We start from the raw sequence: 14,211 nt of genomic DNA, 5'->3' as shown, positions 1-14,211 counted from the left end.
GATATGAGCAATAAACAATTCGACGTAGTGGTGATCGGCGCCGGTCCTGGCGGCTATATCGCGGCCATCCGCGCAGCGCAGCTGGGCTTCTCGGTCGCCTGTATCGACGAGTGGAGCAATGCCAAGGGCGGTCCCGCCCCAGGCGGCACCTGCACCAACGTGGGCTGCATTCCATCCAAAGCCCTGCTGCAATCGTCGGAACACTACGAACACGCGGGCCACGCCTTTGCCGAACACGGCATCGACGTTGCCGGCCTGTCGCTGAACCTGGGCCAGATGATCAAGCGCAAGGACACCGTCGTGAAGCAGAACAACGACGGCATCCTGTTCCTGTTCAAGAAAAACAAGGTGACCTTCTTCCACGGCCGCGGCGCATTCGCCGGCGCCGCTGGCGCTGAAGGCTACCCGATCGCCATCTCCGCCCCAAGCAACGAAACCATCAACGCCAAGCAGGTGATCATTGCCACCGGCTCCAACGCGCGCGCCCTGCCAGGCACGCCGTTCGACGAGAAACTGATCCTGTCGAACACCGGCGCGCTGGCCATCGAATCCGTACCGGCCAACCTGGGCGTGATCGGCGCCGGCGTGATCGGCCTGGAAATGGGTTCCGTATGGCGCCGTCTGGGCTCCAAGGTGACCGTGCTGGAAGGTCTGCCGACCTTCCTCGGCGCCGTGGACGAGCAGATCGCCAAGGAAGCGCACAAGCTGTTCACCAAACAAGGCCTGTCCATCAACCTGGGCTGCAAGATCGGCGCCATCACCACCGGCGACAATAACGTCAAAGTGGAATACACCGACGCCAAAGGCGAAGCGCAAAGCGTCGTGTTCGACAAGCTGATCGTGTCGATCGGCCGCACCCCGAACACCAACGGCCTGGGCGCCGACGTGGCCGGCCTGGCGCTGGACGAGCGCGGCTTCGTTGCCGTGGACGACGACTGCAAAACCAATCTGCCAGGCGTGTGGGCGATCGGCGACGTGGTGCGCGGCCCGATGCTGGCGCACAAAGCCGAAGAAGAGGGCGTTGCCGTGGCCGAGCGCATGGCCGGCCAGCATGGCCACACCAACTTCAACACGATTCCTTGGGTGATCTACACCTCGCCGGAAATCGCCTGGGTTGGCCGCACCGAGCAGCAACTGAAAGCCGACGGCGTCGCCTACAAAGCCGGCACCTTCCCCTTCCTGGCGAACGGCCGCGCGCGCGCGCTGGGCGACACATCGGGCATGGTGAAATTCCTGGCCGACGCTGCCACCGACGAAATCCTGGGCGTGCACATCATCGGCCCAATGGCTTCCGAGCTGATTTCCGAAGCCGTGGTCGCCATGGAGTTCAAGGCATCGGCCGAAGACATCGCCCGCATCTGCCACGCCCACCCATCGCTGTCCGAAGCAACCAAGGAAGCCGCGCTGGCCGTCGATAAGCGCACCTTGAACTTCTAAGACCGCCTTATCGGCCGGAACGGGTTCACAAGACCTGTTCCGGCTTTTGTTGTTTTTGAAGCGAATCCGTATGAATGTCCTGGAGTTCTACCAGCACGCGCTGGAGCAGCGCGACTTCAAGGCCGACGAAGCGCAGCGCCGCGCCGTCGACCGCCTGCAGCAGTGCTATGACGAGTGGGTGGCCTACAAGGCGCAGCGCTCGAACAGCTTCAAGCGCCTGATCAACCGTCCCGACGTGCCGCGCGGCGTGTATATGTGGGGCGGGGTGGGGCGCGGCAAGTCCTTCCTCATGGATTCCTTCTACTCGGTGGTGCCGCTGGTGCGCAAGACGCGCCTGCACTTCCATGAGTTCATGCGCGCCGTGCACATGCAGCTCGATGAGCTGATCGGCGTGGAAGATCCGCTCAATGAAGTGGCGCGCCGCATCGCCAAGAAATACCGCCTGATCTGCTTCGACGAGTTCCATGTCTCCGACGTGGCCGACGCCATGATCCTGTATAACCTGATGAAGGCGCTGTACGACAATGGCGTCTCCTTCATCATGACGTCGAACTACCAGCCGGACACCCTGTATCCGGACGGCCTGCACCGCGACCGCATCCTGCCCACCATCGCCCTGCTCAAGGAGAAGATGGATGTGCTGAACGTGGACGCCGGCATCGACTACCGCGGCCGCGCGCTGGAACAGGTGCATGCCTACTACACCCCGCTCGGTGCCCAGACCGACGAGTCGCTGCGCGACGCCTACAGCCGCATCGCCGAGACTGCCGACGAAGACCCGCATATCCACGTGGAAGGCCGCGAGCTGCGCGCGCTGCGCCGCGCCGGCACCATCATCTGGTTCGACTTCGCCACCCTGTGCGGCGGGCCGCGTTCGCAGAACGATTACCTGGAGATCGCCAGCCGCTTCCATACCGTGATATTGTCCGGGGTGCCGATGATGTCGGCGGCCATGTCGTCGGAAGCGCGCCGCTTTACCTGGCTGATCGATGTGTTCTACGACCAGAAGGTGAAGCTGATCATGTCGGCCGAGGTCGAACCGGAGGAGCTGTACACCGCCGGCGTGCTGTCCAACGAATTCCATCGCACCGTGTCGCGCATCGTCGAGATGCAGTCGCGCGAATACATGGACAAGGAACAGCGCGGCGCCGCCGACGCGCTGGCCTGAAGTCCAAACCCAAGCGCAGGACAGAAACCATGCAAGTGAAAACACTGATACTCGCCGCCGTGCTGGCGGCGCCCGCCGCCCAGGCGCAGCAGATCGGCCAGGAGCCGCTCGGCGCGCCGGCCGTGCCGCCCACCCATTCGGTCGAGCAGGCCGACGCCAAGCTGGCCCAGGTCGCGCGCGAGCGCGCCGCGCTGGAAGCCGAATTCGCCGCCGGCGAGAAGGCGTGTTATGAGCGCTTCTTCGTCAACAACTGCCTGGACCAGGCCAAGGAAAAACGCCGCGCCGGCCTGGCCGCGCAGCGCGCCATCGAGGTCGAAGCCCAGCATTTCAAGCGCCAGCATGCCGTCGATGTGCGCGACCGCGATCTCGAAGAGCGCGCCAAGAAGGATGCGGCCGAGGAGGTGGCGCGCGCCGCCAAGCCGCCGGTCAAGCATACGGCGCCCGAAGACAAGCCGCTGCCGCGTCCCGCCGCCGTCTCGCTGGAGCAGCGCCAGGCCGCGCATGACGCCAAGCTGCAACAACTGCAAGCGCAGGATGCCGCCAAGGCCGGCGAGCGCGCCGCCAATGTGAAGCAGTACGAGAAGAAAAAGGCCGACTCCGAGAAGCGCCAGGCCGACATCGCCGCCAAGCGCGCCGAAAAGGCCGAGAAGCTGCGCAAGCGCCAGGAAGCCGAGGCCGAGAAAGCCGCCAAGGCCCAGGCCGGCGCGGCCGCTTCCCAGCCCAGGCAGTAAGTCGTAAGTCGTACGCAGCGCGCAGGGTGGCCGTGTTTCGGCTCAGACCGCCTTGCGCAGCTGTTCCACCGTATAGCCGGGCGCTTCCTTCGGCAGGGGCGCCAGCTTCAAGATCACCATCGAGCAATTATCGGCCGCGCCCTTGGCCCGTTCGCGCGCCTTATTGATCAGCATCTCGCTGGCCTCGCGCGGCGTCTTGCGCGCCAGCACCGTCGCCAATTCCACATCCGTAAAATATTGCCACAGCCCGTCCGAGCACAGCAGGAAGGCGTCGCCCGCCTGCAGGCATTCCTGCACGCCGACGGTGACGTAGGGCGGCTTCAGCCGGTTGCCCAGCAGATTGGCCAGCAGCCGCGCGCTGCGGTGGCGCCGCGCCGCTTCCAGCGGCAGCTTGTCGGCCTGCACCAGATGTTCGATATAGGCGGCGTCATTGCTGCGCCCGATGCATTGGCCGTTGGAAAAACGGTAGAGGCGGGAATCGCCCACATGCGCCCACACCGCCTGGCGCTGCGGCGTGAGCAGCAGCAGCTGCATGGTCGCCTGCGGTTCGGACTCGGCGCCCAGCGGATTGATCAGCAGAATTTCGTGGGTTTCCTGCGCAATATTGCGTAGCAGTTCAGACAGGCGCGGCAGGCTGGCCGTTTCGCCGGCGCGGTAATCGTCGAATAGATGCTTGCTGGTGTGCAGGACTTGCTCGGCGCCGAGCGCGCTGTCGCCGCCGTCGGCCAGCACCGCCAGCACATAGCCGGGCGCCTTGCTGGATGTGAAGAGGGCGCTGCGGTCATGTTGTTGCGGCCGGTTGCCGATGTGCTGGGCGGTGCCGGCCTCGATCTTGTATGCGCTCATAGCTGCCCGGAATCCTTGCCTGCTTCATTATGGGGTCCACCTGAGTTACACTATGCACCGGTAAGCAGTTTTGTTGCAAGCTAAGGTTGTTCTCCAAACGAAACTGTTGGTTAGACGAATGTTTCTAGAAGTTCAACCATGACGAACGAAGAAGAGATCCGGCGCCGGATCGTCGAACTCGATGTCGAGCACCGCGACCTGGATGCCGTTATCGAGATGCTGACCCTGGATGGCCACCATGACCAGTTGCAGTTGCGCCGCTTGAAAAAGCGCAAATTGCAGCTAAAAGACTATATCACCCTGCTGAAAATGCAATTGGTGCCCGACGTACCGGCTTGAGCGGCTCGCGCCGCGCGGCCGCTTTTCCCGCTTTTATTTTGACGCAAGAATCCCAGACGCCCGCTGCCGCGCCGGCCGCCGCCGACCCCGCCCTTGAGCCCGCGCTGCCGCCGGGCAAGCACGATGCCGAGATCGAACGCCTGTTTGGCGCCGGCGGCCCGCTTGGTCCGGCCGTGGGCGGCTTCCGGCCGCGCCGCGCCCAGACCGAGATGGCCAAGGCCATCGCCGACGCCATCGCCAAGCAGCAGACCTTGATCGCCGAGGCGGGCACGGGCACGGGCAAGACCTTCGCCTATCTGGTGCCGGCCCTGATGTGGGGCGGCAAGACCATCGTCTCGACCGGCACCAAGAACTTGCAGGACCAGCTCTTCCTGCGCGATATCCCGACCGTGCGCGCCGCCTTGCAGGCGCCCGTGTCGGTGGCCCTGCTCAAGGGGCGCGGCAATTACGTCTGCCACTACCACCTGGAACGCACGCAGCAGAACGGCCGCATGACCTCGCGCGACGATGTGGGTTACCTGCGCGAAATCTCGCGTTTCCTCAAGATGACGAGTTCGGGCGACAAGGCCGAGCTGACGCGCGTGCCGGAAAACGCCCTGATCTGGAACCTGGTCACGTCCACGCGCGAAAACTGCATGGGCGCCGAGTGCCAGTACTACCAGGATTGCTTCGTGATGAAGGCGCGCAAGGAAGCCCAGCAGGCCGACGTGGTGGTGGTCAACCACCACCTGTTCTTCGCCGACGTGGCGCTGAAAGACACCGGCGTGGCCGAACTGCTGCCCTCGGCCAACACCATCATCTTCGACGAAGCCCACCAGCTGCCCGATACCGCCACCCTGTTCTTCGGCGACACCTTCTCCACCTCGCACGTGCTGGAACTGTGCCGCGACGTGCTGGCCGAAGGCTTGTCGCATGCGCGCGACGGCGCCGACTGGGGCAAGGTGGTGACGGTGGTGGAGAAGGCCGCGCGCGATCTGCGCCTGACCTTCCCGCAAGACATCGTGCGCATGTCGCTGCCGCAGATCGCGCCATCGAGCGAATTCTTCCCGGCGCTGGAAACGCTGAAGGACGCGCTGGACGGCATGCTGGCCGTGCTCGACAAGCAGGCCGAGCGCGCCGAAACCATCGAACAATGCCGCGTGCGCGGCGTCGAGCTGGCGCAGAAGATGTCGGCCTGGAAATACGATCCCAAGGCGAAAGTCACGCCTGGCGAAGAAGCCGTGTACTGGGTGGAAGCGTTCGCCAGCTCGCTGCAGCTGCACAAGACCCCGCTGTCGATCGCGCCGATCTTCAACGGCCAGCGCGAAGGCGTGCCGCGCAGCTGGATTTTCACCTCGGCCACCTTGGCCGTGAAAAACGACTTCAAGCACTTCTCCCAGCAGATGGGGCTGGAAAACGAGGTGGCGCGCAGCTGGCCCAGCCCCTTCAATTATGCAGAGCAGGGCATCTTGTACGTGCCGAAAGATTTGCCAGATCCCAACTCCTTCGGCTACACCGATGCCGTGCTCGACTGCGCCTTGCCCATCATCGAAGCGGCTGGCGGACGCACCTTCCTGCTCTGCACCACCTTGCGCGCCGTGAAACGCGCCGCCGAGCGTCTGCGCGACGAATTCGAGCGGCGCGGCTGGAACTTCCCCCTGTTCGTGCAGGGCGACCGCGGCCGCACCGAGTTGCTCGACCAATTCCGCAAGGCCGGTAATGGCGTGCTGATCGGCAGCCAAAGCTTCTGGGAAGGCGTCGACGTGCGCGGCGAAGCCTTGAGCCTGGTCATCATCGACAAACTGCCCTTCGCCCCACCCGACGACCCGGTGTTGGCCGCCCGCATCGAGGTGATGGAAAAGCAGGGCCTGAACGGCTTCATGCACCACACCCTGCCCGAAGCCATCATCAATTTGAAGCAGGGCGCCGGCCGTCTGATCCGCGACGAAAGCGACCGTGGCGTGCTGATGCTGTGCGACCCGCGCGTCATCAGCAAGCCCTATGGTCGCCGCATCTGGCAAAGCCTGCCCCCCTTCAAGCGCACCCGCGAAGCCGCCGACGTCATCGCCTTCTTCCGCCCCGTTTGATCTTCCTCAACAAATGTCCACCCTGGTGTCAGGCACTGGGGTAGGACATTTGCTGATGTAGATCAAAGAATGTCCGCCTCTGGTGCCTCGGCGGCCCCGCCTGACACCAGGGTGGGACATTGTTTGATGCAAATCAAAAGGGGAGGGCGTGCCAGTGGATGGCGCGTTCTCGCCAGGACTTGGCGTGTTGCGGCGCGGCTGTCCTATGGCTGGGGTTTGCGCTGGCGCAAAGCGCTGGCGATGAGGCTTGTTAGAGTGGCTACGTAGAACGCCCTTTTTCAGGGGGATGCGATGACTATCCGCTACGGTTGTTTCTTCAGTTATGCGCACGGGCAGCATGCTTATATGAGCAAGTTCAAGAACGACTTGGCGGATGCGCTGCGCTGCTATCTGGAACCTCATTTCGATACCGAAAAGGAATTATTCGTCGATAGCGAGCAGCTGGGCGGCGGCGATGATCTGGACCGCAAGATCGCGCTGGCCCTGTGCGAGAGCGTGTGCATGATCGTGATCTATACGCCCAAATATGAGGCCCATCCCTACACCCGGCGCGAGTTCGCCGCCATGCAGCTGATCGAGGACGAGCGCCGCCACTGGTACCCACTGCCGAGCCACCTGATCATCCCCGTCATCATGACGCGCCACCCGCTCAGCCTGCCGCCCCAGATCAGCGAGCCGGGCATGTATGTGGATTTCTCGCGCTACACCCTGGCCACCGCCGACCTGAAAACCAATCCCGACTATCTACCCGATATCGAGAAGATCGTGCAGCGCGTGGTGGCCCATTACCACTATCTGAAGTACTGCATTCCACCGGAGCATGATTGCAGCCGTTTCGCGCTCCCCGCCATGCCCCCGGAATGGCGCGCCATTCCGCCTCCCCACTTTCCCCGCTAGAGGTCCGCCATGGAACGTTGCCGATTTTCCCTGCCGCCGTTGTCCACGCCCGGCGAGGTGAGCAGTTTTTATTCGCATCAGGAAGGCTGCGGCCGCAGCATGGCGCTGGCGAATCTGGCCGCGCTACTGGCGGGCGGCCAGCGCGCCGCCAGCCCGGTCCTGATGGTGGACTGGAACCTGGAAGCGCCGCGCCTGCACCATTATTTTCCCTTGCAGGATGACGGCCCCGGCGTGCTGGAGCTGTTCGAAGCTTGCCGCGCCGCCTTGCAGGGCCGCCAGGACGCGGGCCGCGATAGCGTCGTCGTGGCGCGCGAGGTGCTCGAGGCCGTGGGCTGGGAGCAGTATGTCTGCCGCGTCGACGAGAGCCGGCCCCTGTATCTGATGCGCGCCGGACGCCAGGACGCCAGCTATGCGCGCCGCCTGGTGGATATGCAGTGGGATGTGCTGTTCCATGCCTGTCCGGCCCTGTTCCGTTGTTTCGCCGCCAGCCTGGGCCGCCATTTCCGCCATGTGCTGGTCGACTCGTGCAGCGGCCGCGCCGATATGGCCGGGATTTGCACCACCCTGTTGCCAACCCGCCTGGTGCTGGCCTTCCCGCCCGGCCGCCAGCATCTCGATAGCCTGACGGCGCTGCTGCAGCGTGCCACCACCTACCGCCGCAGCCACGAGGATGAGCAGCGTCCGCTGCTGGTCTATCCGCTGCCGATCCGCGGCGGCAAGGACGATGCGGTCCCGCGCGCGCTGTGGCGGCGCGGCGACCCGGCGCGCGCCGTGCCGGACTACCAGCCGCTGTTCGAGCAGGCGCTGAGCGAAGCCTATGGCATTGCCGGCCTGTCGCTGGAAAGCTATTTCGACGCGGTGCAATTGCCGCCGTTGCGCGATGCGGGCGGCGCCGGGCCGGCGCTGAGCGCGGCCGGCGGCGACCATTTCTCGCTGGTGCGGGCGCTGGGCGTCTTGCGCGAGTGGCTCGGCGGCGGCCATGCGCCCTGGCAGTCGCGCGCTGAAATTCCGCTGCAGGAGGCGATCGCCGCCGCGCGTCTGAGCATGCGGGAAGGCGGGACCGCCCTGGGCCTGCCGCTGGCGCACAGCCTGGAGCGCCTGGGGGAGGTGTATTGCCAGGAAAATCGTCTATGGCAAGCTTTGCAATGTTTGCAGGAAAGCCGCACATTGCTGCTGCGTCTGCTGGGCGCGGAACATCCCGACACCCGGCGCTGCACGCGCAGCCTGGCCGCCCTGCTGCAGCGCCAGGGCCGGCCGGACGAGGCGCGCCACCTGCAGGATGCCATGGCGGCATGGTCCGCGATCCGCGATGAAAGCGTGGGCAGCGGGGGCGAGGAGGGCGAACGCCGCCATTGTGTACAGAAAGTGCAGCAGGAGCGGCGCGACTACCGTCTGAATTGCCTGGATGGCGCCGCCAGGCCGTGGGCCGGCGCCTTGCCGGACGCAGGCTTGCAGGAAGCTGCGGCCATGCACGCCAAAGTCGGCTGATTTGCGTCTGGCTTGATGCGCCCGGCGCCGGCGACCCCAGCCGGCACCGGGCGCAAATTTTATCGGTGGCGGCGCTTGCCAATTGCGCAAGCGGAGCGTTGCTTCGGGTAAAATCTGTCGTATGAGAATCCTTATCAGTAATGACGACGGCTACCTCGCTCCCGGCATCAATGCCCTGGCCGAGGCGCTGGCCCCGATTGCCGACATCGTGGTGGTGGCGCCCGAAAGCAACCGCTCCGGCGCGTCCAATTCGCTGTCGCTGGACCGTCCGCTATCGGTGCAGCAAGCCGCCAATGGTTTCTACTTCGTCAATGGCACACCGACCGATTGCGTCCACATCGCGCTGACCGGGATGGGCTTGCCGCGGCCCGACCTGGTCGTGTCCGGCATCAACAACGGCCCGAATATGGGCGACGACACCCTGTATTCCGGCACCGTGGCCGCCGCCACCGAAGGCTATCTGTTCGGCATTCCCGCCATCGCCTTCTCGCAAGGCGCCTGGGGCTGGGCGCATATCGAGGACGCCGCCCGCGTGGCGCGCGACATCGTCGAACGCCACGCTGCCACTCTGGCCGCGCCCTATCTGCTGAATGTGAACATCCCCAATTTGCCGTATGAGCAGATGGGACCGGCCACCGCCTGCCGCCTGGGGCGCCGCCACCAGGCCGAGCCGGTGATCAAGGCGCTCGATCCGCGCGGCCGCGATATTTACTGGATCGGCCCGCCCGGCGCCTGCAAGGATGCCGGCGAGGGCACCGATTTCCACGCCGTCCAGCAAGGACGCATCGCCCTGACGCCCTTGCAGATCGACCTGACCCACAAGACCCAGCTCGATGCGCTGGCAAAGGCTCTGGCATGAACGACAAGACCCGCACCTTCCCGCTGCCGCTGTCCTCCGTGGTGGATAAGTCCCAGAAGAAGCAGCCGGTCATGTCCAGTATCGCCACGCCGCAGACGGCGACCCAGAACGCCGCGCGCAGCGCCGCCCAGAATGCCGCCGCACCGGCGCCGCGTGCGCAGCCAGCGGCGCCGGCCCGGCCGCCAGGCTATGCCGCCGACCGCGCATCGGCGCCGGCCGCCGCGCCGCGCCAGAATCCGCTGGTGTCGGAAGCGGTGCGCCGCGCCATGGTGGCGCGCGTGGCCAAGCAGGGCGTCAAGGACCAGGCGGTGCTGGCCGCCATGGAAAGCGTGCCGCGCCATTTGTTCATGGATGAAGCGTTAGCGTCGCAGGCGTATATTGACGCCTCCCTGCCCATCGGCCACCACCAGACCATCTCCCAGCCCTATATCGTGGCGCGCATGATCGAGGTGATGCGCAATGGCGGCCAACTGCAGCGCGTGCTGGAAATCGGCACCGGCTGCGGTTACCAGGCGGCCGTTTTATCGTGTCTGGCGCAAGACGTGTATTCCATTGAGCGCATCAAACCGTTACATGAGCTGGCGAAGGCGAATCTGCGGCCGATGCGTGTACCAAATCTGCGCCTGCACTACGGAGATGGTATGCTTGGCCTGCCGCAAGCCGCGCCGTTTGACGGCATCATCCTCGCCGCCGCTGGTCTGGAAGTCCCTCAGGCCTTGCTGGACCAGCTCAGCATCGGCGGCCGTCTGGTCGCCCCCGTTGGCGGCCGCACCCAGCATCTGGAGCTCGTAAGCCGGATCGGCAAAGCCGAATGGCTGCGCCAGACGCTTGAGGATTGCCATTTTGTGCCCCTGCGGCCCGGTATCGTATAGAGATTTAAATGAGTATGACGAAAAATAGTTCCCTGCTGTTGTTGACCCTCTCGCTCGGTTTGCTGAGCGCCTGTACCTCGACCGTCCAGGCGCCGGTGGAAGAGCGCCTGCCGCCCCTGGCCGTAAGCAAGCCGCCCGCGCCGGAAGAAACCCCGAAAGACCGCGACGAGCGCGGCCTGTACACCGTGAAAAAAGGCGACACCCTGATCCGCATCGCCCTGGAACACGGCCAGAATTACCGCGACCTGGTGGCCTGGAACAATCTGGCCAATCCGAACGACATCAAGGTGGACCAGGTGCTGCGCGTGGCGCCGCCCGAGAACGGCGTGCAGACGTCGTCCGTGGCCATGCCGCCGGAAACCCGCACGCCACCCGCGCCGCCGCCGCCGAAGAAGAATGGCCCGAAGGGCGACAAGAAGCCGTATAGCGAATCCAGTCTGGCCGACCTGCAAAGGCCGGAGGGCGCCGAGCGCGAAGGCCGCGCCGAAAAGCCCGAGCGCGCCGAGAAGCCGGCCGAGAAACCGGTGCAACTGGCATCGACCCAGCCTTCGGCGGTCGCCCCCCTGAGCGCCGAGGATAAGGAATTGAGCTGGATGTGGCCTTCCGAAGGCCGCGTCGTCGCCCATTTCGACGAAGGCAAGAACAAAGGCATCGATATCGCGGGCCGCGCCGGCCAGCATGTGTTGGCTGCAGGCGCCGGTAAAGTGATGTATGCAGGCAGCGGCATCCGAGGTTATGGTAATCTCGTCATTGTGAAACACAGTAATAGCCTGCTATCGGCTTACGCGCACAACCGCAGCATCCTGGTTAAGGAAGGGCAGAGCGTGAACAAGGGGCAGACCATTGCTGAAATGGGGGATTCCGATACCGACACCGTCAAGCTGCACTTCGAGATAAGGCAGCAGGGCAAGCCGGTCGATCCGTCAAAGTTCCTGCCTAACCGCTAGATACGCCCATGACCCACTCGCCGCACGACCCGATGGATGAGGACTCGGCACCTGAAGAATTCAGGGACGAGCAAAGCGACGATCTCCCGATCGACGCCATCGAGGCCGAGGGCGAGCCGCCGGCCGAAGCCGGGGCCGTGCTGGAAACGGTCGACGAATTAAAGAAGGTGCTGGCGGCCGAGCTGTCGACCGACACCACCCAGCACTATCTGAACCAGATCGGCACCCGGCCGCTGCTTACCGCCCCGCAGGAAGTGCACTACGCGACCCTGGCCAAGCAGGGCGATTTCGCCGCGCGCCAGACCATGATCGAGCACAATCTGCGGCTGGTGGTGTCGATCGCCAAGCATTACATCAATCGCGGCGTGGTCCTGCTCGACATGATCGAGGAGGGCAATATCGGCTTGATGCGCGCCATCGACAAGTTCGAGCCGGAGCGCGGCTTCCGCTTTTCGACCTATGCGACGTGGTGGATACGCCAAAGCATCGAGCGCGCGATCATGAACCAGGCGCGCACGGTGCGCCTGCCGGTGCATATGGTGCGCGAGCTGAATCAGATCCTGCGCGGCAAATACCATCTGGAAGCCCAGCACCATAATGGCAAGGACGCCAGCGCCGAGGACATCGCCGACCTGGTGGGCCGGCCGGTGGAGGAGGTGCAAGATATCCTGGCCCTGTCCGAGCACGCCACCTCGCTCGACGCCCCGCTTGACAACGACCCCCAGTCCTCGTTGATGGACATGCTGCCCGGCGACGCCGAGGACAGCCCCGACGCGCGCGCCGAACACCACGAAATGACGGTGCTGGTGCGCGACTGGCTGACCAAATTGCCGGACAAGCAGCGCATCGTCATCATGCGCCGTTTCGGCCTGGATAACGACGATCCGGCCACGCTGGAAACCCTGGCCGAGGAAATGGGCGTCACGCGCGAACGCGTGCGCCAGATCCAGCAAGAGGCCCTGGTCAAACTCAAGCGCGCCATGGCCGCGCGCGGCGTGGTGCGCGACTCCCTGCTCTAAATCGGCCGCGGCCGGCCCTGGGCGGGCGGCTCTCTGCTATCATATTGCCCTTCCTGAAAGTCCCTGGCGTCTGTTCCGGCCCGGCCGGCGGCCTGCCTTATCTCCCAGTCAAATTTGAACGCTATGCAAGAGAACATCATCATCGACATCAAATCGCTCGACATGGACGCCCGCGGCGTCGGCCACATCGACAACGAAGACGGCACGCCGGGCAAGGTGGTGTTCGTGGAAGGCGCGCTGCCGGGCGAGCGCGTCAGCTATGAGGTCTTCCGCAAGAAGAAAAACTGGGAGGCGGCGCGCATGACCGTGCTGCACAAGGAATCGGCGATGCGCGTCAAGCCCAAGTGCGAGCATTTCGACTATTGCGGCGGCTGCTCGATGCAGCATCTGGAGCCGACGGCCCAGGTGGCGATCAAGCAGCGCGTGCTGGAAGATAACCTCTGGCACCTGAGCAAGGTCAAGCCCGAAACCATGATGCGCCCGATGTACGGCCCAACCTGGGGCTACCGCTACCGCGCCCGCCTGTCCTCGCGCTTCGTGGCCAAGAAGGGCACGGTGCTGGTCGGCTTCCACGAAAAGAAATCGGTCTTCGTGGCCGACATCCAGAGCTGCCAGATCCTGCCCAAGCACGTCTCGGACATGATGATGCCGCTGCGTGGCCTGATCCACTCCCTGTCCATCTTCGACAAAGTGCCGCAGATCGAATTGGCCATCGGCGAAGACCTGACCGTGCTGGTGATGCGCAATATGGAACCGCTGACGGCCGACGACGAGGCCAAGGTCAAAGCCTTCGCCGATCAATACCAGATCCAATGGTGGTTGCAGCCGAAAGGCCCGGACACCGCCCATCCCTTCTACCCGCTGGACAAGCAGCTGCACTACCTGCTGCCCGAATTCGGCGTGAAGATGCCCTTCAAGCCGGTCGACTTCACCCAGGTCAACCACCACATCAACCGCGTGCTGGTGGCCAAGGCCTTGCGCCTGCTCGAAGTGCAGCCGGAAGACCGCGTCGCCGACCTGTTCTGCGGCCTGGGCAACTTCACGCTGCCGCTGGCGACCCAGGCGCGCGAAGTGGTCGGCATTGAAGGCAGCACCGCGCTGACCGAGCGCGCCCTGTCGAACGCCAAGGCCAATGGCCTGGACGCCAAGACCACCTTCTACACGCGCAATCTGTTCGAAGTCACGAAGGACGATCTGATCGCCCTCGGCAAATTCGACCGCATGCTGATCGACCCGCCGCGCGACGGCGCGATGGCCCTGAGCCTGGCCCTGGCTGAGCTGAAAGAGAGCAACCCCGAGCTGCTGCCCAAGCGCATCGTGTATGTCTCCTGCAGCCCCTCGACCCTGGCGCGCGACGCCGGCGTGCTGGTGCACCGCGCCGGCTACGTCTTGAACAAGGCCGGCGTCGTGAATATGTTCCCCCACACCTCCCACGTCGAATCGATGGCCGTCTTCGACCTCGCCTGATACCGCAGAGCCCGTGTCCACCTTGGTGCCTGGCACCAAGGTGGACACGGGCTGGGCAATAAAAAAGCCGGCGTG

At 64.6% G+C, this 14,211-nt stretch carries 13 protein-coding genes; 12 read left to right on the top strand and 1 reads right to left on the bottom strand.

Annotation, left to right across the window (positions count from 1 at the left end; all coding sequences use genetic code 11):
* Positions 1-3 precede the first annotated feature (3 nt).
* The 3 genes from lpdA (at position 4) to FHS03_RS09330 (ending at position 3,336) form a co-directional block, all read left to right on the top strand.
* Positions 4-1,437: a dihydrolipoyl dehydrogenase gene (lpdA, locus tag FHS03_RS09340; RefSeq protein ID WP_183440717.1), complete on the top strand. Its 1,434-nt coding sequence runs from the start codon at positions 4-6 to the stop codon at positions 1,435-1,437.
* A 70-nt stretch (positions 1,438-1,507) separates the two neighbouring features.
* Positions 1,508-2,605: a cell division protein ZapE gene (zapE, locus tag FHS03_RS09335; RefSeq protein ID WP_183440716.1), complete on the top strand. Its 1,098-nt coding sequence runs from the start codon at positions 1,508-1,510 to the stop codon at positions 2,603-2,605.
* A gap of 29 nt (positions 2,606-2,634) precedes the next feature.
* Positions 2,635-3,336: a hypothetical protein gene (locus FHS03_RS09330; RefSeq protein ID WP_229426131.1), complete on the top strand. Its 702-nt coding sequence runs from the start codon at positions 2,635-2,637 to the stop codon at positions 3,334-3,336.
* Between the two features lie 42 nt (positions 3,337-3,378).
* Here FHS03_RS09330 and FHS03_RS09325 read toward each other — a convergent pair whose 3' ends face one another.
* On the bottom strand, positions 3,379-4,182 hold the full coding sequence (locus FHS03_RS09325) for a PP2C family protein-serine/threonine phosphatase (protein ID WP_183440715.1): 804 nt from the start codon (positions 4,180-4,182) through the stop codon (positions 3,379-3,381).
* A gap of 138 nt (positions 4,183-4,320) precedes the next feature.
* On the opposite strand from FHS03_RS09325, the gene FHS03_RS09320 reads away from it, so the two are divergent.
* The 9 genes from FHS03_RS09320 (at position 4,321) to rlmD (ending at position 14,136) form a co-directional block, all read left to right on the top strand.
* Positions 4,321-4,521 carry a YdcH family protein gene (locus tag FHS03_RS09320; protein ID WP_050412214.1) on the top strand — a complete coding sequence of 67 codons (201 nt, stop codon included), beginning with the start codon at positions 4,321-4,323 and terminating at the stop codon, positions 4,519-4,521.
* 38 nt (positions 4,522-4,559) lie between these two features.
* Entirely contained in the window at positions 4,560-6,587 is a 2,028-nt protein-coding gene (gene yoaA, locus FHS03_RS09315; RefSeq protein ID WP_183440714.1) for a DNA repair helicase YoaA, read from the top strand.
* A gap of 291 nt (positions 6,588-6,878) precedes the next feature.
* Positions 6,879-7,484 carry a toll/interleukin-1 receptor domain-containing protein gene (locus FHS03_RS09310; RefSeq protein WP_183440713.1) on the top strand — a complete coding sequence of 202 codons (606 nt, stop codon included), beginning with the start codon at positions 6,879-6,881 and terminating at the stop codon, positions 7,482-7,484.
* Between the two features lie 9 nt (positions 7,485-7,493).
* Complete coding sequence (locus tag FHS03_RS09305) at positions 7,494-8,972, top strand: tetratricopeptide repeat protein (RefSeq protein WP_183440712.1); 1,479 nt, start codon at positions 7,494-7,496, stop codon at positions 8,970-8,972.
* A 121-nt stretch (positions 8,973-9,093) separates the two neighbouring features.
* Positions 9,094-9,831, top strand: a complete 738-nt coding sequence (gene surE, locus FHS03_RS09300) for a 5'/3'-nucleotidase SurE (RefSeq protein WP_183440711.1) — start codon at positions 9,094-9,096, stop codon at positions 9,829-9,831.
* The gene (locus FHS03_RS09295) at positions 9,828-10,703 is read left to right on the top strand and encodes a protein-L-isoaspartate(D-aspartate) O-methyltransferase (protein ID WP_183440710.1); all 876 of its coding nucleotides are present in this window, start codon (positions 9,828-9,830) and stop codon (positions 10,701-10,703) included. The genes surE and FHS03_RS09295 overlap by 4 nt, the downstream gene beginning before the upstream one ends.
* A 14-nt stretch (positions 10,704-10,717) precedes the next feature.
* Positions 10,718-11,650 carry a peptidoglycan DD-metalloendopeptidase family protein gene (locus FHS03_RS09290; protein ID WP_183440880.1) on the top strand — a complete coding sequence of 311 codons (933 nt, stop codon included), beginning with the start codon at positions 10,718-10,720 and terminating at the stop codon, positions 11,648-11,650.
* Between the two features lie 8 nt (positions 11,651-11,658).
* A complete protein-coding gene (rpoS, locus tag FHS03_RS09285) occupies positions 11,659-12,669 on the top strand; it encodes an RNA polymerase sigma factor RpoS (protein WP_050412220.1) in 1,011 nt (336 codons plus the stop codon).
* Positions 12,670-12,792: 123 nt separating this feature from the next.
* The gene (gene rlmD, locus FHS03_RS09280; RefSeq protein WP_183440879.1) at positions 12,793-14,136 is read left to right on the top strand and encodes a 23S rRNA (uracil(1939)-C(5))-methyltransferase RlmD; all 1,344 of its coding nucleotides are present in this window, start codon (positions 12,793-12,795) and stop codon (positions 14,134-14,136) included.
* Positions 14,137-14,211: the final 75 nt, after the last annotated feature.

It is taken from the genome of Pseudoduganella violacea (genome assembly GCF_014191875.1).
Taxonomy (GTDB): Bacteria; Pseudomonadota; Gammaproteobacteria; order Burkholderiales; family Burkholderiaceae_D; genus Rugamonas; species Rugamonas violacea_A.
This window is presented reverse-complemented; position numbering and strand designations above follow the sequence as displayed.